The following is a 22,020-nucleotide window of genomic DNA, read 5'->3' on the forward strand; positions in this document are numbered from 1 at the left end:
AAAATAACGACTTTAAAAATAAGTTAATGCTTGTTATAAAATTATGTTGACGCGTGACCTGGATCACATTTATTATTTACCTATCGATCGTTAACTAAATGATTAACGACCTCCAAATTCATCTGCTAAAGGTAAACATCATGAAAAACGTAAAAACCCTCATCGCTGCTGCAGTCCTGAGTTCACTTTCATTCGCAAGCTTTGCAGCTGTACAGGTGCAATCCACCCCTGTAGATCAGCATAAAGTTGGCACTATCTCTGCGTCTGCCGGTACTAACCTGGGCTCCCTGGAAGATCAGCTGGCGCAAAAAGCACAAGAGATGGGTGCAAAATCTTACCGCATCACCTCTGTTACCGGTCCTAACACGCTGCACGGCACTGCTGTTATCTACAAATAAGCCCGGCTGAACCCTCATTTATGCCACTGCAATAAAAAAACGCCCTGCATGAGCAGGGCGTTTTTCTTATCTGTGCGTTTACATCGCCTGTGAAGCGACGTTGTGATGTCGGGTGACATCGGTTGGCATTCCCGACCGGGCCTCCATTGCGCGCTCCATGACTACGCCATCGGTGCTGGTATTCGTTTTAAAACTTACCATTGCGGCATTCAGGTTAATGGGCAATGTCTGCGGGTCATCGCCGATGTTTTTCGATAATGGCTGGTGAACTTCTACCAGTCGCACGCCACCCGGCTCTTCCGTGACTTTAATCGGCGTATTGATAATATTCACCTTGGTTCCCGGTGTGATGACGTTGAAAAGCGTCTTGATATCGTCATCACGCAGACGAATACAGCCGGAGCTGACGCGCATGCCGATGCCAAAGTCTGCATTCGTTCCATGCAACAGATAGACACCACCGTAAGCCGCCAGGCGAATCGCGTGGTGACCCATTGGGTTGTCAGGTCCTGCCGGGACAACAACCGGAAGGTCGATGCCCTGTGCTTTATAACGGGCACGAATATTAGCCGTGGGTGTCCAGGTTGGGTTAGCGCGCTTATCTGATACTGTGGTAACCATCGTTGGCGTCAGGGTATCACCGCCCAACTGACCAATACCGATAGGGTAGACAGTAACTTCATTCTTACCCGGTGGGTAATAGTAGAGACGTAACTCTGCCAGATTTATGACGATCCCCTCGCGCGGGGCGTCCGGCAGGATTGTTTGCAACGGGATGGTGAGTACGCTGCCCGCACGCGGTACATAAGGGTCCACGCCAGGGTTCGCCTGAAGAAGCGCCAGAAAACCGACGTTATATTTTTTAGCAATCGCTTCCAGTGAGCCACCATTGTTTTCAACCACATGAAAGCGGTTTTCCCCCACGACCTTGCTGCCCGGTGGTGGAAGTGGCCAGGTGTTTGCACGGGCAGGAAGCGCAACCGCGACGGTGGCTGCCAGCGCAAACAATGTTATCCAGCGAGTAAAACGCGAAGAGGTCATCATTACCATAGTCCATATAAATATTAAGGTTATTGTTTTATAAGGCGTTAATGATAATTATGGCGAATGGGTGTGTCGGGAAGATCGGGTGAAGTGCAAAGTGTTTGTAAATTCTCCCCCCGCTAGAGGGGGAGAATGGGTTAAGCGATCGCGTTCTCTTCCAGTTGACGCATAAAGTGACGCACCCAATCCATGCGGGTTTTGCGTTCCGTTAGCTCCTGGGTAAATTTCAGGCGCGTTGGACCATCCAGACGGAAATGTTGCGGCTGCTTTTGCAGCAGACCGATCAGCCACATCGGGTTGACGTGGTTCTTCTCGGCAAATTCAATCACGCCACCTTTTTCATTCCCTTCGAGCTTCCGAATACCGAGCTTCTGCGCCTGCTGACGCAGGCGTGCGATGTCCAGCAGATTTCTCGCAGGGTCTGGCAGCAGGCCGAAGCGGTCGATCAGCTCAACCTTAATCTCTTCCAGTTCGTTCTCACTCTTCGCACTGGCGATGCGTTTATAGAACGACAGCCGGGTATTTACATCCGGAATGAAATCATCCGGCAGCAGGGAAGGCATACGCAATTCAACCTCGGTCTGCTGGCTGGTGAGATCTTCCAGCGACGGCTCGCGTCCGGCCTTCAGGGCATCGACCGCGTTTTCCAGCAATTCCATATACAGGGAGAAGCCGATGGTCTCCATGGAGCCGCTCTGGTCTTCACCCAGCAGTTCGCCGGCACCACGGATCTCCAGGTCGTGTGTTGCCAGCGCAAAGCCTGCGCCAAGATCTTCCAGGGAGGCGATCGCTTCCAGACGCTTTTGGGCATCGGTGGTCATCGCTTTCGGATGCGGCGTTAACAACCAGGCGTAGGCCTGATGGTGTGAACGCCCGACGCGGCCGCGCAGCTGGTGGAGTTGCGCCAGACCAAAGTGATCGGCTCGTTCGATGATGATGGTATTCGCCGTCGGAATATCGATCCCGGTTTCAATGATGGTGGTACACACCAGGACGTTAAAGCGCTGGTGGTGGAAGTCGTTCATCACCCTTTCCAGCTCGCGCTCACGCATCTGCCCGTGACCGATAGCAATGCGCGCTTCCGGTACCAGCTCCGCCAGCCTGTCCGCGGCTTTCTGGATATTTTCCACATCATTGTATAAGTAATAGACCTGACCTCCGCGCAGTACTTCACGCAGAATCGCCTCACGTACCACCAGATTATCGTACTCGCGGACAAAGGTTTTCACCGCCAGACGACGCGCCGGTGGGGTGGCAATAATCGACAGGTCGCGCATGCCGCTCATCGCCATGTTCAGGGTTCGCGGGATTGGCGTTGCGGTCAGGGTGAGGATATCGACATCGGCACGCATCGCTTTGATGCGCTCTTTATGACGCACCCCGAAGCGGTGCTCTTCATCGACGATCAGCAGCCCAAGATCTTTCCACTTCACGTCGCTTTGCAGCAGCTTGTGGGTGCCGATCAGAATATCGATTTTGCCTTCACTTGCCTGTTCGAGGATCTGCGTCTGTTCTTTGGTGCTGCGAAAACGCGAGAGCATCTCAATACGTACCGGCCAGTTGGCGAAACGGTCGCGGAAGTTGTCGAAGTGCTGCTGAGCGAGCAGGGTGGTTGGCACCAGCACCGCTACCTGCTTGTTGTTTTCAACCGCAAGGAAGGCGGCGCGCATCGCCACTTCGGTTTTGCCGAAGCCTACGTCGCCACAGACTAAGCGGTCCATTGCCAGTGGCTGACACATGTCGCTCAGCACGGCGTTAATGGCCTGGGCCTGATCTGGCGTGGTTTCAAACGGGAAGCTGTCGCAGAACAGTTGATACTGTTCTTTATCATGTTTAAAGGCGAAGCCCTCTTTGGCCGCGCGTTGTGCATAGATATCCAGCAGCTCAGCCGCCACGTCACGCACTTTTTCCGCTGCTTTCTGGCGCGCGCGCGCCCAGGCATCGCCACCCAGCTTATGCAATGGCGCATTCTCTTCTGCGCCACCCGCGTAGCGGCTGATCAGATGCAGGGAAGAGACCGGAACATACAGTTTGGCGTCGTTCGCGTAGGTCAGCATCAGGTATTCACCTTTGATACCGCCTGCTTCTAGCGTGGTCATCCCCTGGTAACGCCCGACGCCGTGCTCCAGGTGAACAATCGGCTGGCCCGGGTGTAGCTCGGCCAGGTTGCGGATCAGCGTGTCCGGGTTGATGGTACGACGGCTGTCCTGACGGCGACGTGCGACGCGCTCACCCAGCAGGTCGCTTTCACAAATCAGCGCCAGGTTATTGAGCGTATCAATAAACCCATGTTCGGCGGCACCAATCATCAGATAACGACCGTTTCCGGTGGCTTCGCTCAGACGCAGGATGCGCTTCGGCGCCACTTTAATGCGCCCCAGCAGCTCCCCGAGTGCTTCGCGACGGCCTTCACTTTCAACTGAGAACACCACCGGGCCGGTAAAGGATTCCAGAAACTTCCGCAGATTATCCAGCGGAGATTTCTGCTGCGCCTGAACGGCCAGATCTGGCAACGTCTGAAACGCGAGGTTGGTATTGGCGGCTTTAGCGGCAAGCGAATCGGTTTTAAGCTGCATACGCGGCCAACGCTTCAGCTCGGCGTTGAGTTCATCGGTTCGCAGCCAGAGCGCCTCCGGGGGCAACAGCGGGCGCATCGGGTCAACGCCGCGGCTTTCAAAACGGGCGCGGGTTTCGTTTTCAAAGCGGCTGGCGCTAGCGTCGATATCTCCGGTGTTAACAATCAGCGTATTTGCCGGGAAGTAGCTAAACAGCGGAGGCAGGGGTTCATTGAAGAACAGCGGTTGCCAGTACTCAATACCTGCGGGCAGCGTACCTTTGCTGACCTGCTGATAAATATGTTCGGCATCGCGTTTGACGTCGAATTTATCGCGCCACTGGCTGCGGAACAGTTCGATAGCGGTTTTGTCCGTCGGGAACTCGTGGGCGGGCAGTAAATTGATAGATTCCACTTCTTCCAGCGTACGCTGCGTGTCAGCGTCAAACACGCGCAGGCTGTCGATTTCATCATCGAAAAAGTCCAGGCGATACGGTTGGTCACTCCCCATTGGATAGAGATCGAGTAACGCACCGCGCGTGGCGTATTCTCCGTGTTCCATCACCTGATCAACATGGCGATATCCGGCGCTGTCCAGCTGCACGCGCAGGGTGTCGCGGAACAGGCGCTGACCTTTTTTCATCACCAGCGCGTGACCGTGCAGATAGCTGTGCGGACAGACGCGCTGCATCAGGGTATTCACCGGTACAATCAGCACGCCACGCTGCATGGTCGGGAGTTGATACAGCGTCGACAAACGCGAGGAGATGATCTCCTGATGTGGGGAGAAGCTGTCATAGGGCAGCGTTTCCCAGTCGGCCAGGCTGAACACCAGGCTATCGGTGAACTGGCGAATTTCGTCGTGCAGACGCAGGGCGTTTTGCATGTCCGGGGCAACCAGAATTACCGGGCCAGGATGACGCTCAGCGATTTCCGCTACCAGCGTGGCGCACGCCGCGCCCGTGAGTTCACCCAGCTGGCGCTGGTCACCCGCTTTGACAGGCAAGGAATAACGATAGTGTTCAGGCATGGCTATGTCAGAGTCTCTTATGGATATACCAACAGTATTGGGGCATATCACTGATACGCAATGTCTTTATTATCCTCGATCGTTTTGTATAAGCAAACCAGAACCGCACAGGGGGAAAATTCGCCCCAGCAGGGGCGAAGAGTGCCATCAACGGGAGGATGGCGACAGGCTCAGCGTTGACGGAGGGGAGAAGAAAACGTCCCCGAACAGCGCGGTGGAGAGTTTACGCACCCCGAGCCCGGCAAGTGTACAGATAAGCAGGCTGGCAAACGGGTAGATCAGAAGCAGACCCAACTCCGCCCAGACCGGCCACAAGGCACTATTCATCTCGCCAATCAGGAACAGGCTAAAGGCCTCGATTAAGATGCGGTGGGTGGTATAAATCGCGATCGTGTTTGAGCCAATCACGTTCAGCAAGTTGTCAGGATGCACGGCATAACGCTGCTCAAGGTTATAAAAAAGCTTCATGATCAACACAATCGACAACACAGAGAGCAGTAGCGGGACGTTAGCAAACCACAGCACCACGGAGACGGCGGCGAAAGCGCCAGTTGCCAGCCAGAGTCGGCGAAGGTTGACGCTTTTCATCCACGCCATCAGCTCTGCGCCATACCACGCCCCGAGGCTGTAGTAGATCATGTTGCGTACCACGCTGTTCATCCCCCACCACGGTAGCGGCAGGAAGTTGATCGCGATACTTGCCAGCGCCAGCAGCCCCAGTACCGGCAGCTTCCATCGGCTCAGCAGTTTACACAGCGTGAAGTACACCACCAGAGCATACAGATACCAGAGGCTGGTGCTGGCGGTGAGCATCCCCAGCACAAATCCTGAGAGCGAGTCGGCGTAGGCCGCATTCGATGATGTGGCGAGTTCACGCTCGGGTGCCAACCAGGCATTCATATGGGTCAGCGCCTGCCATTGCAGGATGCCCCACAGCGCCAGGACCCAGACAATGCTCCAGATCCGTTTGTCGAGACTGGTTCGCCAGTCCACCTCAGCAATATAACGACGGATCAGATAGCCGGAGATAAAGAAGAAGACCGGCATTCGGAACGGAGCGAGATAGAGGTTAAAATAGACCCAGCATTTGGCGAGAAGGCCGGAGAGCGGGTGTTGCAGCCCGATCAGATGCGGATAAAACGTGATAACCGAATGATAAATAACCACCAGGCAGATACACAGCCCTTTTATCTGGTTAATCCATAATGCTTTTTGCTTCATTGTTCGCCACTACCTTATTGCCATAAACGAACGAGCAATTGTTGTTAAACGACGCCTGGATGTAACGGGTAACAGTCTGTATCAGGAGCTTTTTCGGAAAAGGTGGAGGATGCAAGGCGAGTATTCAGACAATAGCACTCTGATTTATCTGAATTTTTCGGAAAAATGATTACCAAAGCTTACTGTTTCAGTCATTTACGCTTAACGGATTCGCTTATATACTCGTGGGTCTGCTATCAGCAAACAGACGGATTTCATGTACCAACCTGTCGCACTCTTCATAGGCTTACGTTACATGCGTGGGCGCGCCGCGGACCGCTTCGGTCGCTTTGTCTCCTGGCTTTCGACTATTGGCATTACGCTTGGCGTGATGGCTCTGGTGACGGTACTGTCCGTCATGAATGGCTTTGAACGCGAGCTGCAAAACAACATCCTGGGGCTGATGCCGCAGGCCGTTCTCTCATCAACCAACGGTTCGGTTAACCCGCAACAGCTGCCGGAAAGCGCAGCGAAGTTACAGGGTGTCACGCGCGTTGCGCCGTTAACCACAGGCGATGTGGTGCTGCAAAGCGCCCGCAGCGTGGCGGTCGGCGTGATGCTCGGGATTGACCCGGCGCAAAACGATCCGCTGACGCCGTATCTGGTTAACGTAAAACAGACCGATCTGGAAGCGGGTAAATACAACGTGATTCTGGGCGAACAGCTTGCCGGGCAGCTTGGCGTCAACCGCGGCGATCAGCTGCGTGTGATGGTGCCGTCTGCCAGCCAGTTCACGCCAATGGGGCGCTTGCCAAGCCAGCGCCTGTTCAACGTAATTGGTACCTTTGCCGCCAACAGCGAAGTCGATGGTTACCAGATGCTGGTTAATATCCAGGACGCTTCGCGCCTGATGCGCTACCCGGCAGGGAATATTACCGGCTGGCGCCTGTGGCTCGACGCACCGTTGAAAGTTGATACCCTCAGCCAGCAAAAACTGCCGGAAGGGACCAAATGGCAGGACTGGCGTGAGCGCAAAGGCGAACTGTTCCAGGCCGTACGCATGGAAAAAAACATGATGGGGCTGCTGCTGAGCCTGATCGTGGCCGTTGCCGCGTTTAACATCATTACCTCACTGGGACTAATGGTGATGGAGAAACAGGGCGAAGTCGCTATTCTGCAAACCCAGGGACTCACGCCGCGCCAGATCATGGCGGTCTTTATGGTACAGGGTGCTAGCGCCGGGATTATCGGCGCGCTGCTTGGGGCAGTGCTGGGTGCACTGCTTGCCAGCCAGCTTAACAACTTAATGCCGATCATCGGTGCGTTGCTCGATGGTGCGGCGCTGCCAGTGGCGATTGAGCCACTACAGGTGATCGGAATTGCGCTGGCCGCGATGGCGATTGCGCTGCTTTCTACGCTTTATCCTTCCTGGCGCGCTGCCGCCACTCAACCCGCTGAGGCTTTACGTTATGAATAAGATCCTGTTGCAATGCGACAACCTGTCCAAACGCTATCAGGAAGGCACTGTGCAGACTGACGTGCTGCACAATGTGAGCTTCAGCGTGGGAGAAGGCGAGATGATGGCGATTGTCGGTAGTTCTGGTTCCGGCAAAAGTACCTTATTACACCTGCTGGGCGGGCTGGATACCCCAACCAGCGGAGACGTGATTTTCTCCGGCAAGCCGATGAGCAAAATGTCCTCAGCGGCGAAGGCCGAGTTACGTAACCGTGAGCTCGGTTTTATCTACCAGTTCCATCACCTGCTGCCGGACTTCACGGCGCTGGAAAACGTGGCGATGCCGCTGCTGATTGGCAAAAAGAAACCGGCAGAAATTAACGCCCGCGCCAGCGACATGCTGAAAGCGGTAGGGCTGGGCCATCGCGGTAACCATCGTCCCTCTGAGCTTTCCGGCGGCGAGCGCCAGCGCGTGGCGATTGCCCGTGCGCTGGTCAACAACCCGCGTCTGGTGCTGGCGGATGAGCCTACCGGTAACCTGGACGCGCGCAATGCGGACAGTATTTTCCAGCTTCTGGGCGAGCTGAACGCCTCGCAGGGCACCGCATTTCTGGTGGTGACCCACGACCTGCAGCTGGCAAAACGCATGGGACGCCAGCTTGAGATGCGTGACGGTCATCTGAACGCCGAGCTGACCCTGATGGGAGCGGAGTAATGGCTTCACCGTTATCGTTACTCATTGGGCTACGTTTTAGCCGCGGTCGCCGTCGCGGTGGCATGGTATCGCTTATTTCGGTGATTTCCACCGTGGGCATTGCGCTGGGTGTCGCCGTGCTGATTGTGGGGCTGAGCGCCATGAACGGCTTTGAGCGCGAGCTCAACAACCGCATTCTGGCGGTGGTACCGCACGGGGAGATCGAGCCGGTTAACCAGCCTTGGAACAACTGGAGCGATGCCCTGACCAAAGTGGAAAAAGTGCCGGGCATTGCCGCCGCCGCCCCCTACATTAACTTTACCGGGCTGGTGGAGAGCGGGGTAAACCTGCGCGCCATTCAGGTGAAAGGGGTGAACCCGGCGCAGGAGGAGCGTCTGAGCGCACTGCCGAAGTATGTACAGAACGGCGCATGGGCGAACTTTAAGGCCGGTGAGCAGCAGATAATCATGGGTAAAGGCGTTGCCGATGCTCTGAAAGTGAAGCAGGGCGACTGGGTGTCAATCATGATCCCGAACGCCAGTGCCGACCACAAACTGCAGCAGCCTAAACGCGTGCGTCTTCATGTCACCGGTATTCTTCAACTGAGCGGCCAGCTTGACCACAGCTTTGCGATGGTGCCGATGGAAGATGCGCGTCAGTATCTCGATATGGGCGACAGCGTGACGGGCATTGCCATTAAGGTTAACGACGTCTTTAACGCCAACAAACTGGTACGTGACGCAGGTGGTGTGACCAATAACTATGTCTACATCAAAAGCTGGATCGGCACTTACGGGTATATGTACCGTGATATCCAGATGATCCGCGCCATTATGTACCTGGCGATGGTGCTGGTGATTGGTGTCGCGTGCTTTAACATTGTCTCGACGCTGGTGATGGCGGTCAAAGACAAGAGTGGCGATATTGCTGTGCTGCGCACCTTAGGCGCAAAAGACGGTCTTATCCGCGCCATCTTTGTCTGGTACGGTTTGCTGGCGGGGCTATTCGGTAGCCTGTGCGGCGTGGTGATTGGTGTGGTGGTTTCTCTGCAACTTACGCCGATTATCAACGGCATTGAAAAACTTATTGGTCACCAGTTCCTGTCGGGTGATATCTATTTTATTGACTTCCTGCCGTCTGAACTGCACTGGCTGGACGTTTTTTATGTGCTGGTGACAGCACTTTTACTGAGTCTGCTGGCAAGCTGGTATCCGGCGCGTCGCGCAAGCCGAATTGATCCGGCGAGGGTACTAAGTGGCCAGTAATTACGTCATGATGTAGCGGTTTTGAGGCCGCTATGTCAGAAAGAGGAATGCATTATGTATTATGGATTTGATATTGGCGGCACCAAGATTGCGCTCGGCGTGTTTGATAAAGATCTCAAACTGCAGTGGGAAACCCGCGTTCCCACGCCGCGCGAAAGCTACGACGAATTTTTAACCGCCATTGCCGCGCTGGTGGCGCAGGCGGATGAACGTTTCGGCGTGAAAGGCAGCGTCGGCATTGGTATTCCGGGCATGCCCGAAACCGACGACGGTACGCTTTACGCGGCCAACGTGCCTGCCGCCAGCGGTAAACCGCTGCGCGCCGATCTTTCTGCTCTCCTTGAACGCGACGTGCGTTTAGACAACGATGCCAACTGCTTTGCGCTCTCGGAAGCCTGGGACGAAGAATTTACACAGTATCCCCTGGTGATGGGGCTGATCCTCGGCACCGGCGTTGGTGGTGGGATCATTTTCAACGGTAAGCCCATCACCGGGCGCAGCTACATCACAGGCGAGTTCGGCCATATCCGTCTGCCGGTGGATGCGCTTGATGTGGTGGGGCGTGATTTCCCGCTGACCCGCTGCGGCTGCGGTCAGCACGGCTGTATTGAGAACTACCTGTCAGGCCGCGGGTTTGCATGGCTTTACGAACACTTCTATCATCAGAAACTTGAAGCTCCTCAAATCATTACCCTGTGGGAGCAAGGGGATGCGCAGGCGCGTGAGCACGTTGAGCGCTATCTGGATCTGCTGGCGGTGTGTCTGGGAAACATTCTCACCATCGTCGACCCGGACCTGCTTGTGATAGGGGGAGGGCTTTCAAACTTTACCGCGATTACGGAACGGTTGTCCGGGCGTTTGCCCCGACATTTATTGCCGGTTGCCCGCGTGCCGCGTATTGAACGCGCGCGACACGGGGACGCAGGAGGCATGCGCGGAGCCGCATTCCTTCATCTCACCGATTAGTTTACGAGGTTTCTATGCTGTCGCGTCGCCAGGGTCGACTCAGCCGTTTTCGCAAAAACAAACGCCGCTTACGTGAGCGCTTGCGCCAGCGGATCTTTTTCAGAGACAGAATGATGCCAGAAGCGATGGATAAACCCAGAGTGGTGGTGCTGACTGGCGCGGGGATCTCCGCCGAGTCAGGAATTCGAACCTTCCGCGCGGCGGACGGGCTGTGGGAAGAGCACCGCGTGGAGGATGTGGCCACGCCGGAAGGCTTTGCCCGCGACCCGGATCTCGTGCAGGCGTTTTACAACGCCCGCCGTCGCCAGCTTCAGCAGCCAGAGATTGCGCCGAACGCGGCGCATCTGGCGCTGGCGAAGCTGGAAGAGGCGCTGGGCGATCGCTTTCTGCTGATTACGCAGAATATCGACAACCTGCATGAGCGGGCCGGTAACCACAACATCATCCATATGCACGGTGAGCTGCTGAAAGTTCGCTGTGCCTGGAGCGGTCAGGTGCTGGACTGGAAAGAGGACGTGCTGCCAGAGGATAAATGCCACTGCTGTCAGTTCCCCGCGCGGCTGCGTCCGCATGTGGTCTGGTTTGGTGAGATGCCGCTGGGGATGGATGAGATCTACAGTGCGTTGGCGATGGCAGATGTGTTTATCGCTATTGGCACGTCAGGCCATGTCTACCCGGCAGCGGGGTTTGTTCACGAGGCGCGGCTGCATGGCGCGCATACGGTCGAACTGAACCTGGAGCCAAGCCAGGTGGGAAGCGAGTTTGAAGAGAAGCACTATGGCCTGGCAAGTACGGTCGTACCGGAATTTGTCGATAAGCTGCTGAAAGGGCTGTAATCCAAAAAGGCACCCGTTTCCGGGTGCCTTTTTGTTATGAATTAAAGAACGCCAGCGTTTTCTCCAGCGACTTAGCCTGTTCGTCCAGCGAGAGGGCAGCCGCAGAGATTTGCTGAACCAGAGAAGCATTCTGCTGGGTCGTACTGTCCATTTGATTGACGGCAGTGCTCACCTGGCTAATTCCCCGATTCTGCTCGTCCAGGGCCTGAACCATATCGTTGATCACCAGATGGACATGCGATACGGCCTCAATGACCTGTTTCATCATGACCCCCGTCTCATTGACCAGCTCAACGCCTTTGCTGACGCGACCTGACGACTCGGCGATCAGCTGAGAGATCTCTTTAGCCGCGTTAGCGCTGCGCTGGGCAAGATTGCGGACTTCCCCTGCCACTACAGCAAAACCGCGTCCCTGTTCGCCAGCCCGGGCCGCTTCAACGGCAGCATTCAGCGCCAGGATATTGGTCTGGAAAGCAATGCCATCGACGATGCTGTTAATCTCGCCGATCTTACGTGCGCTCTCATCAATCTCTCCAATCACAACGACCATGTCGTTCACCAGTGTTTCCCCGTGCCCGGCGAGCGTGGCGGCGCGGTCGGTCAACGTTGTCGCCTTATGCGCATTATCGGCATTGTTCTTCACCGTGACCGAAATCTCTTCCATGCTGGCGGCTGTTTCAACAATCGCTGCCGCCTGTTCTTCGGTACGTGAAGCGAGATCAAGATTACCCGCCGAAATTTCGCTGGTGCCGCCGTGTACGGAATGGCTGGCTTCGCTGATATTGTCGACGATGCGCTTGAGCTGCATCTGCATAGTGTGGAGCGCGTAAAAAATACTGCTGGTATCCCCGGGACGAACCGGGATGGTATTGTTCAGATCCCCTCGGGCAACAGCCAGGGCGATCCCCGCGGCATCTGCCGGTTCGCCTCCAACCGGACGGTCAACTTTACGGGTAAATATCTGTGCCATCACCAGACTGACGGCAACGATGCTTAACACCATCAGGATGATAGCTTTCAGTAAAAATGCCCTTGCTTCGGCCATCACTTCGCTGACCGGTGTGACAATAGCCAGTTTCCACGGTGTCTGACTGTTGCCGATAACAATGTCCTGCCAGGTGATAAACACTTCTTCTTTCAGTAGCGGATCGTCCGCCCGGATGACGTCATTACCGGCAATCTTGCCCGCGTAAGGCTTGCCTGTGGCACGTTTGTCCGGACTGGAAACCACGTTATTACCCGCGGAGAGGAGCAGGGCATAACCAGTGCCGTTCCACGGTTTAATCGCCCCGATCATCGACTGCAGCGTGGCAAGCGAGAAGTCAGAGGTGACTGATCCCAGGAACTGACCATCACGCATGATGGGCGCGGCAATCGAGGTAAGCATCACGTCCACGCCGTTGTAGGGATAAATATAGGGTTCGATGATCACATCTTTATGCCGTTGCTTCGGCAGCAAATAATAATCGCCGCTGCCCGGCGATTCGAAATCCGTCAGCAAGTGCAATGCGGGTTTGCCGGTGGCGTCGCGGTCGACGTAGCGGGCGTAACGCCCGGCAGGGTCTTCACCGCTCTGCCCGGCAAAAGTGGCGTCTTTGTCGTCGAAAGCGTTGGGTTCAAAGGCCATCGACATGGAGAGAAACTGTGGGTGAGCCGAGAGATAATGGGTGAGCAACTGATTGAGGCTCTGACGATCGGTTACGCCCGCCTCGTGCAGCGCCAGAGCGCTGTTGCCCATATCCCGGGCGGCTGACAGGGCGGAATCCAGCTGTTTGCTGACCTGCAAAGACTGCACTTCGGCAATTTGTCGGATATGTTTTTTGGCGAGAATGTCTTGCTGTGCCATCCACTGCCACATCATAAACCCGATCGTTGCGGTAAAGCCCACCGTCACGGTGAGGAAAATGGACAATAGCATCAACGTCTTGACTCTCATTTTTTGTTTTCGGACCATGGCGTCTTTCATTCTCATCTCCCGTAATGTTGTGCATGTCGGGCAGGCACACATTACTTATCGGATATATCGCCTCCTTTCTGTAGAGTACCAGGTATATTTAATTTAAATTTCAGGATTTCAAATCCTGTTAGTTAGTGTGGATGCTTTTATTTTGTGCATTCAATCAAAATAGTACTCGATAATGCTCGTTATCGTCGTGTAGAAAGAGGATGCTAATAAATATAAAGTTGTAGAGGAGGATGGGATATGTACGGATTTATCGCGCGACAACCCATTTTTAATCCTGATATGAATACGGTAGCTTATGAGCTGCTTTTCAGAGATGGGATGACAAACCGTTTTCCGGATGTGTCGGCGGAATATGCCACCTCCAGAATGATATCCGACCAGTTTTTATGTGTGCCCTCTCAGCGCATCGCCGGGGCGCATGTGTCGTTTATTAATTTTCCTTCCAGGATGGTCATTGACCGCAGTGGAGAGGCGCTTGATAAAGAGAAAGTGGTCATCGAGATCCTGGAAGATGCTGTTCCAGGGGAAGAGTTATTGCTGGCCGTCAGGGAAATGCATGCGCACGGATACCACTTCGCACTTGATGATTTCACCCTTGCTCCGGAGTGGGATGCTTTTTTACCCTATATATCAATACTGAAATTCGATGTCAGAAATTATTCCTTAGCGCAAATTAAACAGTATCTGAATGAACGTAAACACCTGACCGGACATATTAAATATCTCGCTGAAAAAATTGAGACTAAAGAGGAATTCAAACTATACCGGGATGAAGGTTTTTCTCTTTTTCAGGGATATTTTTTCTGCCGTCCGGAGGTGATTAAATATAAAAGATTATCGCAAAATCAGCTGGCTATTTTCCGTCTGCAAATGGAAGTGGGACGCAATAAACCTGATTTTCGGATCATCGAGTCGTTGATAAAAACCGATCTCACCTTGTCGTATAAAATCATGCGCTATATGAAGCACACCGCATTTAAACATGTCGGCGCCTGTAATTTCAGTAAGTTAACCCTGAGTGAAGTGCTCAGATATCTCGGGGAAAACCAGCTCAGGCGGTTTGTTGCCGTCGTGGTCCTGGCGAGTGCGGGGAATGATACCGTCAGCGAGCTTTACCCGTTGAGCATGATGCGCGGAAAGTTCTGTGAACTGATTGCAGAGAAGATGAACGAACCGACGCTGGCTGAAAATGCCTTCATGTGCGGTCTGTTTTCACTGCTTGATACCCTCCTTGAACTGCCGATGGCTGAGTTGATGAAGCAAATCGCGGTGCCACAGAGTGTGAGCAATGCGCTGTGCCATCATGAAGGGCAGTTATCGGATATGGTTACGCTTTGCCGTTATTATGAGCAGCAGCGGTGGGACGATGCGACAAGGGTTCGTCAGGCGCTTGGGCTGTCAGATGAGGATGTGGTCGAGGCAATGCGAAGGGCAACACTCTGGGCGGGGGAGAATGCCGTGAGTTAAACGCTTCCTCACGCCGTGCAGACGGCGTGAGGAAGAACGCGGTGTGTTTATCTGCCCGCTTTCAATCTCTGGTAGTACTCCTCGTAAAGGCGGCTGGCGTCACCGACATCGTTTTGCCATTCACCTTTGCTGATGGTTTCGGCATCCGGGTAGAGCGACTTATCATTAGCCACTTCAGGCTTCAGCAGCTTGCGTGCGGCCAGGTTGGGTGTCGGATAGCCAATCGTCTCAGCAACCTGTTTAGCCACGTCCGGGCGCAGCAGGAAGTTAATCAGCTTCAGAGCACCATCCACGTTTTTCGCATTGGCAGGAATTGCGAGACTATCCATCCAGAAGATACCGCCTTCTTTCGGCCAGACCACCTCAAGCGGCGTACCGGCCTGGCGGGCGACATACGCTGAGCCGTTCCAGACCATGCCCAGGTTCACTTCACCTTCCATATGCGGGTTTGCCGGGTTATCAGAGTTGAAGGCCGCCACGTTAGGCATCAGCTTTTTCAGCTCGGTATACGCCGCTTCAATCTCTTTTGGATCCGTCGTGTTGCCAGAGTAGCCCAGCTTGCGGAGCGCAACCTGGAATACTTCGCGTGCGTCGTCGGTTAACAACAGGCTACCTTTATACTCCGGTTTCCACAGATCGGCCCAGCTAGTCACCGATTTCGGATCGACGGCCTCGCTGTTAACGCCAATCGCAGTTGCTCCCCAGATATATGGAATGGAGTAGTCGTTATTTGGGTCGAACGGCTTGTTGAGCATCTCAGGATCGAGGTTTGAAAAATTGGTTAGCTTCGTTTTATCGATCTTCTGGATCATGCCCTCTTTGCGCATTTTATCGACAAAGTAGGTGGAAGGAACCACCAGATCGTACGCGCCGTCTTTGTAGGTTTTGAGCTTGGCGTACATGGTTTCATTCGATTCGTAGGTCGAGTAGATAACCTTGATGCCCGTCTCTTTGGTGAACTGTTCCAGCAGGCCCGGCGGCACATATTCGGTCCAGTTATAGAAGTAGAGCGTTTTGCTGTCATCAGCGTGTGCCGCACCCATGCCAAGCACCAGCGCCGCAGCGGCGAGCATTTTTTTCATTTCATTGTCCCCTGAGATTTTGTTTTATCACGAGCAATAACCTGGCTGGCGATCACCAGAACCAGCGAAAACACCAGCAGAATGGTCGCCAGCGCGTTCACCTCAGGTGAAACGCCGACTTTTACCATCGAATAGATTTTCAACGGCAGAATTTCATAGCTCGGCCCGGTCACAAAGGAGGAGACGACAACATCATCCATCGACAGGGTAAAACTGAGCAGCCATCCAGCCGCCACGGCGGGCATCGCCAGCGGCAGGATGATTTTGCGCAGGATGGTCATCTCGCTGGCGCCAAGATCTTTCGCCGCCTCCAGCATGCGCACGTCAAAACCTTTCAGGCGCGCAAAGACGGTCACCACCACAAACGGCAGGCAGAAGGTGATATGGGAAAACAGCAGTGACCAGAAGCCAAGCTGAACGCCCAGCAGCATAAACAGCACCAGTAGCGAAATCGCCATGACGATATCGGGTGACATCATCACCACAAATAGCATGCCGCTGACGAACGGTTTGCCGCGAAAGCGATAGCGGTAGAGCGCCACGGCGGTAAGGGAGCCAATCAGTGTCGCGAAGGTGGCGGAGAAAATCGCCATCGTCAGCGAGTGCTGAGCGGCCTGCAGCAGGCTGTCGTTGTTCATCAGCAGGCTGTACCAGTTGGTGGTAAATCCCTGCCAGTTAATCCCGAAGCGCGAGCTGTTAAACGAGTTCACGATCAAAATGATAATCGGGATATAAAGGTAAGCGTAAATGGCGGTCATAAAACCGCCGCGAAGCAGTCGACCGATCATTCGAGTTCTACCTTCTTGTTCAGCAGCCTTGAAGCGCGCCAGTAAATCAGCAGCATCAGGCCCATTACCACCGTCAGGGTAATGCTGGTGGCCGAGCCGAACGGCCAGTCACGGATGTTGAGGAACTGGCTTTTAATGACGTTACCAATCAGTAGGTTTTTCGCTCCGCCCATCAGGTCAGAAACGTAAAATAGCCCCATCGCCGGCAACATCACCAGCAGACTGCCCGCGATAATGCCGGGCATGGTCAGCGGGATGATAATGCGGGTAAAGGTCTGCAGTTTATTGGCACCCAAATCTTTAGCCGCTTCAAGCAGGGGTTTATCCAGCTTTTCAATGCTGGAGTAGAGCGGCATGACCATAAACGGCAGCAGGATATAGACCAGTCCAACGATCACTGCGCCCGGCGTAAACATGATGCGCATTGGCGTATCAATCACCCCCAGCCACAACAGAAACTCGTTGAGATAGCCTTTAGTACTCAGGAAGATTTTCAGCCCGTAGATGCGAATGAGCGAGTTGGTCCAGAAAGGCACTATCAGTAAAAACAGCAGCACCGGGCGGACCTTTTGCGGCAGATGCGCCAGAAACCACGCAAATGGATAACCGAGCACCAGGCAGGCAACGGTGGCGAACAGCGCCATATTGAGTGAATGAAGAAGCACGTCAAAATAGAGCGGATCGAGCAGGCGCGCGTAGTTTTCCAGCGTAAAGACCAGCGAAACGAAGTTTGTATCGTCACGGGTCAGGAAGCTGGTGGCAATGATCATCAGGTTGGGTAAAAAGACAAATAACACAAGCCAACCGACGATAGTGGCAATCACCACATTCTGGAATTTACTTGTGTTCTTCATCAGCCAGTACAACCTCCCAGCTTTCTACCCAGTTGATAACCATTTTCTGGTCGAGAGAGTGGTCGAAGTCAGGGTCATCCTCGTTAAAGAACTCGCTGACCATCACCATTTTGCCGTTCTCCAGTTCGACGACGGATTCCAGCGTCATCCCTTTATAGTTCCGCTCGCGGATATAGCCGATAAGTCCCTCAGCCTCCGTATTACCGTGAATTTCATCGACACGCAGATCTTCCGGCCGCAGCAGAACGTTGAGTTTTTGTCCCTTTTCGACGGGGAAATTCACCGTGATATTGCACTCGCGACCTTCAACACTGGCGCGCACGCGCTGGTCGTCCAGACGTTCAATCACCGTGGCATTGAAGATATTGATCTCACCAATGAAGCTGGCGACAAACAGATTTTTCGGCTCTTCGTAGATTTCGCGTGGGGTACCGTCCTGTTCGATTTTGCCGTCGCGCATGACCACGATACGGTCCGACATGGTCAGCGCCTCTTCCTGGTCGTGGGTCACGAACACAAAGGTGATGCCAAGCTTGCGCTGCAGGGCTTTAAGCTCGTTCTGCATCTGCTTGCGTAATTTGTAATCCAGTGCTGAAAGAGACTCATCCAGCAGGAGCAGACGCGGTTTATTCACCACGGCGCGGGCGATGGCCACACGCTGCTGCTGACCGCCGGAAAGTTGATGGGGCTTACGCTGTGCGAACTCTTCCAGTTGCACCATACGCAGCGCGTCAGTGACACGCGGAGGGATTTCGCCGGCCGGCGTTTTTTGCATGCGCAAACCAAATGCCACGTTCTCGAACACGGTCATATGCGGGAAAAGCGCATAGCTCTGAAAGACAGTGTTAACGTGACGATCTTCAGCGGGGACCTGGGTAATATCCTGGTTTTCAAGATGGATTGTGCCGCTATCGACATTTTCCAGCCCGGCAATAAGGCGTAGTACGGTTGTCTTGCCGCAGCCAGAGGGGCCAAGCAGCGTGAGGAACTCACCGTCATTGATGGTAAGGTTGAGCTCTGAAATAACCTCTTTACCATCAAAACTCTTACGAATTCGTTCCAGTTGCACCAGCGGTGAACGTGAACGGGATTGTGTATTCAATTTTTGCGCTGTCCCATATAGACGCCTCAGGCAGCAGACTGAAGCGGGGTTTGTGTGTAACCACCTTGGTGACTCGTAATGAGGGCGGACATTCTACGGTAAACCACTGGAATCGCCAATCCTTGTCACTGATTCATAAGCTACATTTACTAGCGTATAACGATATAAACGGAAAATATTCTCGTTTGCGGGATAAAAGTGACCTGACGCAATATTTGCGTTTTGATGCTTATTGATAATGTTGTCACAAAAAGTGAGGGTGACTGCATGGATAAATTACTTGAGCGTTTTTTACAGTACGTTTCGCTGGATACCCAATCTAAACCGGGTGTCCGCCAGGTGCCGAGCACCGAAGGCCAGTGGAAGTTATTAAACCTGCTTAAAGAGCAGCTTGACGCCATGGGGCTGGTTAACGTCACGTTAAGCGATAAAGGCACTGTGATGGGAACGCTGCCTGCAAACGTCCCGGGCGATATTCCGGCGGTTGGCTTTATCTCCCATGTCGACACCTCTCCGGACTTTAGCGGCAAACACGTGAACCCGCAGATTGTTGAAAACTACCGCGGCGGTGATATTGCGCTGGGCATTGGTGATGAAGTGCTCTCTCCTGTGATGTTTCCGGTGCTGCACCAGTTACTCGGTCAGACGTTGATCACCACCGACGGGAAAACGCTGCTGGGGGCAGATGACAAGGCGGGGATCGCGGAGATCATGACGGCGCTGGCGGTGCTGAAGGGCAAAAATATCCCGCACGGGGATATCCGCGTGGCCTTTACGCCGGATGAAGAGGTCGGCAAGGGCGCGAAGCATTTCGACGTGGAAGCCTTTAACGCGCAGTGGGCCTATACCGTCGACGGCGGTGGCGTCGGTGAACTGGAGTATGAAAACTTCAATGCCGCGTCCGTCACGATTAAAATTGTCGGCAACAACGTTCATCCCGGCTCGGCGAAAGGCGTCATGGTAAACGCGCTGTCGCTGGCGTCCAGAATTCATGCAGAAGTTCCGGCGGAAGAGAGCCCTGAACAGACCGAAGGGTATGAAGGTTTCTATCACCTGACCAGCATCAAAGGCACCGTAGATAGCGCGCAGATGCACTACATCATCCGCGATTTTGACCGCAAAGCGTTTGAAGCGCGCAAGCGTAAGATGATGGAGATCGCGAAGAAGGTCGGGAAGGGCTTGCACCCTGACTGCTATATTGAGCTGATCATCGAAGACAGCTATTACAATATGCGTGAGAAGGTGATGGCGCATCCGCATATTATTGATATCGCCCAGCAGGCGATGCGCGATTGCGACATTGAACCGATCTTAAAACCGATTCGTGGCGGCACTGATGGATCCCAGCTGTCATTTATGGGTTTGCCTTGCCCGAACCTGTTTACCGGTGGCTACAACTACCATGGCAAACACGAATTTGTGACGCTGGAAGGGATGGAAAAAGCAGTGAAGGTGATTGTGCGGATAGCGGAGTTAACCGCGAAGCAGTAAGACATTGCCCGGTGTCGCTGCGCCTTACCGGGCCTACGATCAGAATGTAGGCCGGGTAAGGCGCAGCCGCCACCCGGCGTTAAGGCAAGGAATGCCCATGTCAAACTATCGTCGCCTCTACATCCCCGGTGGAACCTGGTTTTTCACCGTCAACCTGCAAAACCGCCAGAGTGATTTGCTTACCCGCCATATCAATAGCCTGCGTTCCGCCACTTCAACGGTTAAACGAGCTAAACCCTGCACCATCAACGCTTGGGTTATCCTTCCTGAACATATGCACTGTATCTGGACCTTACCGGAAGGAGACTGTGATTTTTCGGCTCGCTGGCGGGATATCAAAAAAACGTTCAGTCGTAACATTGAAATGCGTCACATCTGGCAGTCGCGCTTCTGGGAACACACCATCCGTAACGAAGAAGACTATCGGCGGCATATGGATTATATCTACATCAACCCGATGAAGCATGGTTATGTTAGCAAAGTTATCGACTGGCCGTATTCAACGTTTCATCGTGAAGTACGGGAAGGGTTGTATCCGGTGGATTGGGCTGGAGAGATTGAGGATTTTGCAGCGGGTGAGCGGAAATAATAATGCCCGGTGGCGCTGCGCTTACCGGGCCTACGGGATCGAGCTTTTGTAGGCCGGGTAAGGCGCAGCCGCCACCCGGCAAATGTTTACAACTCAGTCCTCAAAGAACCAGTACCCGCTGTTTACAAGCGCAGAGAGCATCGCGAGGAAAGAGGGATCTTCCAGTGCATCGCCGAAGGTATCAGCAGTCAGCACCAGATGGCTGGCGATGGCGTCGAGGGCAGGACGGTGTGGTGAATCCAGCTTCTCGCCATTGACGAACACCTCTTCGCCAATCCGCAGAACGCGCAACCCGCCCAGACGAACCAGCTTGTCGCCCTGTTGCAACGCATCATAAATTTCATCGGCCTGATACGGAGGTTCTGGCGGCGCAACGTCCAGCTCATGACGCGACTGGCTGATAAACTCACCAAACCACTGACGGAAATGTTCGGGCTCGTTGATCAAATCCAGCATCATGCCGCGCAGTTTATCCAGCTCTTCTGGCAGAATATCAGCCGGGTGCTCGCGCGCAGGGACATCGGGATCGCTGTAACGATAACTGCCCAGTTCGCGTTGCAGAACATAGTCGGCAAAACCGCTGATCATCTCGCGACCGCTTGGCGCACGGAACCCGACAGAGTAGTTCAGCGAATTTTCCAGTGAATAACCTTCGTGCGGGAATCCCGGCGGAATGTAGAGAATATCCCCCGGCTCCAGCTCTTCGTCGATGATCCCTTCAAAAGGGTCTACCTGCAGCAGGTCCGGATGTGGGCAGTGCTGTTTCATCGGCACTTTTTCGCCCACGCGCCAGCGGCGGCGGCCAGTTCCCTGAATGATAAATACGTCGTACTGATCCAGATGCGGACCCACACCGCCGCCAGGTACGGAGAAGGAGATCATCAGATCGTCCATTCGCCAGTCAGGCAGGGCACGGAACGGACGCATTAATGCGGCAGTCGGCTCGTGCCAGTGGTTGACCGCCTGCACCAGCAGTGACCAGTTGTTTTCACCGAGATGATCATAGCTTTCAAAAGGACCGTGGCTGACCTGCCATTTCCCGTCCTGGTGGCTGACCAGGCGGCTGTCGACTTCGTTTTCCATGGCCAGACCGGCCAGTTCGTCTGGCGAGATGGGGTCGATAAAATTACTGAACCCGCGTTTCAGAACCACCGGGCGTTTTTGCCAGTAACGTTCAATAAACTCAGGCCAGTTAAGTGTTAAGTGATAGTCCATATTTTTTTATTCCGCAGGCTCTT

At 54.1% G+C, this 22,020-nt stretch carries 18 protein-coding genes; 9 read left to right on the forward strand and 9 right to left on the reverse strand.

Translation table 11 applies throughout. The annotated features are described in order from the left end of the window. Nucleotides 1-140: 140 nt before the first annotated feature. Nucleotides 141-398 (forward strand): multiple stress resistance protein BhsA, encoded by a 258-nt coding sequence (gene bhsA / locus ACLHV9_RS09610; RefSeq protein ID WP_008500777.1) that lies wholly within the window; start codon nt 141-143, stop codon nt 396-398. 78 nt (nt 399-476) lie between these two features. Here bhsA and ACLHV9_RS09615 read toward each other — a convergent pair whose 3' ends face one another. The 3 genes from ACLHV9_RS09615 to ACLHV9_RS09625 all read right to left on the reverse strand — a co-directional run bounded on the left by ACLHV9_RS09615 (nt 477) and on the right by ACLHV9_RS09625 (nt 6,247). After that, nucleotides 477-1,442: a L,D-transpeptidase family protein gene (locus ACLHV9_RS09615; RefSeq protein ID WP_028019032.1), complete on the reverse strand. Its 966-nt coding sequence runs from the start codon at nt 1,440-1,442 to the stop codon at nt 477-479. 137 nt (nt 1,443-1,579) lie between these two features. Then, nucleotides 1,580-5,026, reverse strand: a complete 3,447-nt coding sequence (mfd, locus tag ACLHV9_RS09620) for a transcription-repair coupling factor (RefSeq protein WP_108090210.1) — start codon at nt 5,024-5,026, stop codon at nt 1,580-1,582. A 147-nt stretch (nt 5,027-5,173) separates the two neighbouring features. Continuing rightward, nucleotides 5,174-6,247, reverse strand: a complete 1,074-nt coding sequence (locus ACLHV9_RS09625) for an acyltransferase family protein (protein ID WP_028019030.1) — start codon at nt 6,245-6,247, stop codon at nt 5,174-5,176. Nucleotides 6,248-6,503: 256 nt separating this feature from the next. On the opposite strand from ACLHV9_RS09625, the gene lolC reads away from it, so the two are divergent. From lolC to cobB, 5 genes are read left to right on the forward strand one after another with little or no spacing between them, the layout of a single operon-like run. After that, complete coding sequence (gene lolC / locus ACLHV9_RS09630) at nt 6,504-7,703, forward strand: lipoprotein-releasing ABC transporter permease subunit LolC (protein ID WP_028019029.1); 1,200 nt, start codon at nt 6,504-6,506, stop codon at nt 7,701-7,703. Continuing rightward, nucleotides 7,696-8,397 carry a lipoprotein-releasing ABC transporter ATP-binding protein LolD gene (gene lolD, locus ACLHV9_RS09635; protein ID WP_028019028.1) on the forward strand — a complete coding sequence of 234 codons (702 nt, stop codon included), beginning with the start codon at nt 7,696-7,698 and terminating at the stop codon, nt 8,395-8,397. Before lolC ends, lolD begins: the two co-directional genes overlap by 8 nt. Further along, nucleotides 8,397-9,641, forward strand: a complete 1,245-nt coding sequence (lolE, locus tag ACLHV9_RS09640; RefSeq protein WP_028019027.1) for a lipoprotein-releasing ABC transporter permease subunit LolE — start codon at nt 8,397-8,399, stop codon at nt 9,639-9,641. The genes lolD and lolE overlap by 1 nt, the downstream gene beginning before the upstream one ends. A 54-nt stretch (nt 9,642-9,695) precedes the next feature. Further along, nucleotides 9,696-10,607: an N-acetylglucosamine kinase gene (gene nagK, locus ACLHV9_RS09645; protein ID WP_049007874.1), complete on the forward strand. Its 912-nt coding sequence runs from the start codon at nt 9,696-9,698 to the stop codon at nt 10,605-10,607. Nucleotides 10,608-10,621: 14 nt separating this feature from the next. After that, entirely contained in the window at nt 10,622-11,443 is an 822-nt protein-coding gene (gene cobB, locus ACLHV9_RS09650; protein WP_028019025.1) for a Sir2 family NAD+-dependent deacetylase, read from the forward strand. A gap of 34 nt (nt 11,444-11,477) precedes the next feature. Here cobB and ACLHV9_RS09655 read toward each other — a convergent pair whose 3' ends face one another. Further along, nucleotides 11,478-13,409 (reverse strand): methyl-accepting chemotaxis protein, encoded by a 1,932-nt coding sequence (locus ACLHV9_RS09655; protein WP_407220391.1) that lies wholly within the window; start codon nt 13,407-13,409, stop codon nt 11,478-11,480. A 237-nt stretch (nt 13,410-13,646) separates the two neighbouring features. Between ACLHV9_RS09655 and ACLHV9_RS09660 the strand changes: the two genes are divergently transcribed. After that, on the forward strand, nt 13,647-14,876 hold the full coding sequence (locus ACLHV9_RS09660) for an EAL and HDOD domain-containing protein (protein ID WP_028019023.1): 1,230 nt from the start codon (nt 13,647-13,649) through the stop codon (nt 14,874-14,876). Nucleotides 14,877-14,923: 47 nt separating this feature from the next. Here the strand turns inward: ACLHV9_RS09660 and potD are convergent, their stop codons facing one another. From potD to potA, 4 genes are read right to left on the reverse strand one after another with little or no spacing between them, the layout of a single operon-like run. Continuing rightward, nucleotides 14,924-15,958: a spermidine/putrescine ABC transporter substrate-binding protein PotD gene (potD, locus tag ACLHV9_RS09665; protein WP_407220392.1), complete on the reverse strand. Its 1,035-nt coding sequence runs from the start codon at nt 15,956-15,958 to the stop codon at nt 14,924-14,926. Further along, the gene (gene potC, locus ACLHV9_RS09670; RefSeq protein ID WP_014169603.1) at nt 15,955-16,746 is read right to left on the reverse strand and encodes a spermidine/putrescine ABC transporter permease PotC; all 792 of its coding nucleotides are present in this window, start codon (nt 16,744-16,746) and stop codon (nt 15,955-15,957) included. The genes potD and potC overlap by 4 nt, the downstream gene beginning before the upstream one ends. After that, nucleotides 16,743-17,600 carry a spermidine/putrescine ABC transporter permease PotB gene (gene potB, locus ACLHV9_RS09675; RefSeq protein WP_049007869.1) on the reverse strand — a complete coding sequence of 286 codons (858 nt, stop codon included), beginning with the start codon at nt 17,598-17,600 and terminating at the stop codon, nt 16,743-16,745. Before potB ends, potC begins: the two co-directional genes overlap by 4 nt. Beyond that, nucleotides 17,584-18,732 (reverse strand): spermidine/putrescine ABC transporter ATP-binding protein PotA, encoded by a 1,149-nt coding sequence (gene potA, locus ACLHV9_RS09680; protein WP_176691069.1) that lies wholly within the window; start codon nt 18,730-18,732, stop codon nt 17,584-17,586. The genes potB and potA overlap by 17 nt, the downstream gene beginning before the upstream one ends. A 237-nt stretch (nt 18,733-18,969) precedes the next feature. On the opposite strand from potA, the gene pepT reads away from it, so the two are divergent. Together pepT and ACLHV9_RS09690 are read left to right on the forward strand one after the other, a co-directional pair. Then, nucleotides 18,970-20,193 carry a peptidase T gene (gene pepT, locus ACLHV9_RS09685; RefSeq protein WP_108090191.1) on the forward strand — a complete coding sequence of 408 codons (1,224 nt, stop codon included), beginning with the start codon at nt 18,970-18,972 and terminating at the stop codon, nt 20,191-20,193. 97 nt (nt 20,194-20,290) lie between these two features. Then, nucleotides 20,291-20,782 carry an REP-associated tyrosine transposase gene (locus tag ACLHV9_RS09690; RefSeq protein ID WP_108090190.1) on the forward strand — a complete coding sequence of 164 codons (492 nt, stop codon included), beginning with the start codon at nt 20,291-20,293 and terminating at the stop codon, nt 20,780-20,782. A gap of 93 nt (nt 20,783-20,875) precedes the next feature. Here the strand turns inward: ACLHV9_RS09690 and ACLHV9_RS09695 are convergent, their stop codons facing one another. Further along, entirely contained in the window at nt 20,876-21,997 is a 1,122-nt protein-coding gene (locus ACLHV9_RS09695; RefSeq protein ID WP_108090189.1) for a cupin domain-containing protein, read from the reverse strand. Nucleotides 21,998-22,020: the final 23 nt, after the last annotated feature.

The sequence above is a fragment of the Enterobacter sp. CPE_E890 genome (assembly GCF_046521475.1).
GTDB classification, from domain to species: domain Bacteria; phylum Pseudomonadota; class Gammaproteobacteria; order Enterobacterales; family Enterobacteriaceae; genus Enterobacter; species Enterobacter adelaidei.

Bases quoted from the DNA above. Each gene is read 5' to 3' on its own strand.
- nagK (WP_049007874.1), top strand. From the start codon at position 9,696: ATGTATTATGGATTTGATATTGGCGGCACCAAGATTGCGCTCGGCGTG.
- ACLHV9_RS09655 (WP_407220391.1), bottom strand. From the start codon at position 13,409: ATGAAAGACGCCATGGTCCGAAAACAAAAAATGAGAGTCAAGACGTTG.
- cobB (WP_028019025.1), top strand. From the start codon at position 10,622: ATGCTGTCGCGTCGCCAGGGTCGACTCAGCCGTTTTCGCAAAAACAAA.
- pepT (WP_108090191.1), top strand. From the start codon at position 18,970: ATGGATAAATTACTTGAGCGTTTTTTACAGTACGTTTCGCTGGATACC.
- ACLHV9_RS09695 (WP_108090189.1), bottom strand. From the start codon at position 21,997: ATGGACTATCACTTAACACTTAACTGGCCTGAGTTTATTGAACGTTAC.
- ACLHV9_RS09615 (WP_028019032.1), bottom strand. From the start codon at position 1,442: ATGATGACCTCTTCGCGTTTTACTCGCTGGATAACATTGTTTGCGCTG.
- potC (WP_014169603.1), bottom strand. From the start codon at position 16,746: ATGATCGGTCGACTGCTTCGCGGCGGTTTTATGACCGCCATTTACGCT.
- potB (WP_049007869.1), bottom strand. From the start codon at position 17,600: ATGAAGAACACAAGTAAATTCCAGAATGTGGTGATTGCCACTATCGTC.
- mfd (WP_108090210.1), bottom strand. From the start codon at position 5,026: ATGCCTGAACACTATCGTTATTCCTTGCCTGTCAAAGCGGGTGACCAG.
- lolC (WP_028019029.1), top strand. From the start codon at position 6,504: ATGTACCAACCTGTCGCACTCTTCATAGGCTTACGTTACATGCGTGGG.
- ACLHV9_RS09625 (WP_028019030.1), bottom strand. From the start codon at position 6,247: ATGAAGCAAAAAGCATTATGGATTAACCAGATAAAAGGGCTGTGTATC.
- bhsA (WP_008500777.1), top strand. From the start codon at position 141: ATGAAAAACGTAAAAACCCTCATCGCTGCTGCAGTCCTGAGTTCACTT.
- ACLHV9_RS09690 (WP_108090190.1), top strand. From the start codon at position 20,291: ATGTCAAACTATCGTCGCCTCTACATCCCCGGTGGAACCTGGTTTTTC.
- lolE (WP_028019027.1), top strand. From the start codon at position 8,397: ATGGCTTCACCGTTATCGTTACTCATTGGGCTACGTTTTAGCCGCGGT.
- potD (WP_407220392.1), bottom strand. From the start codon at position 15,958: ATGAAAAAAATGCTCGCCGCTGCGGCGCTGGTGCTTGGCATGGGTGCG.
- ACLHV9_RS09660 (WP_028019023.1), top strand. From the start codon at position 13,647: ATGTACGGATTTATCGCGCGACAACCCATTTTTAATCCTGATATGAAT.
- lolD (WP_028019028.1), top strand. From the start codon at position 7,696: ATGAATAAGATCCTGTTGCAATGCGACAACCTGTCCAAACGCTATCAG.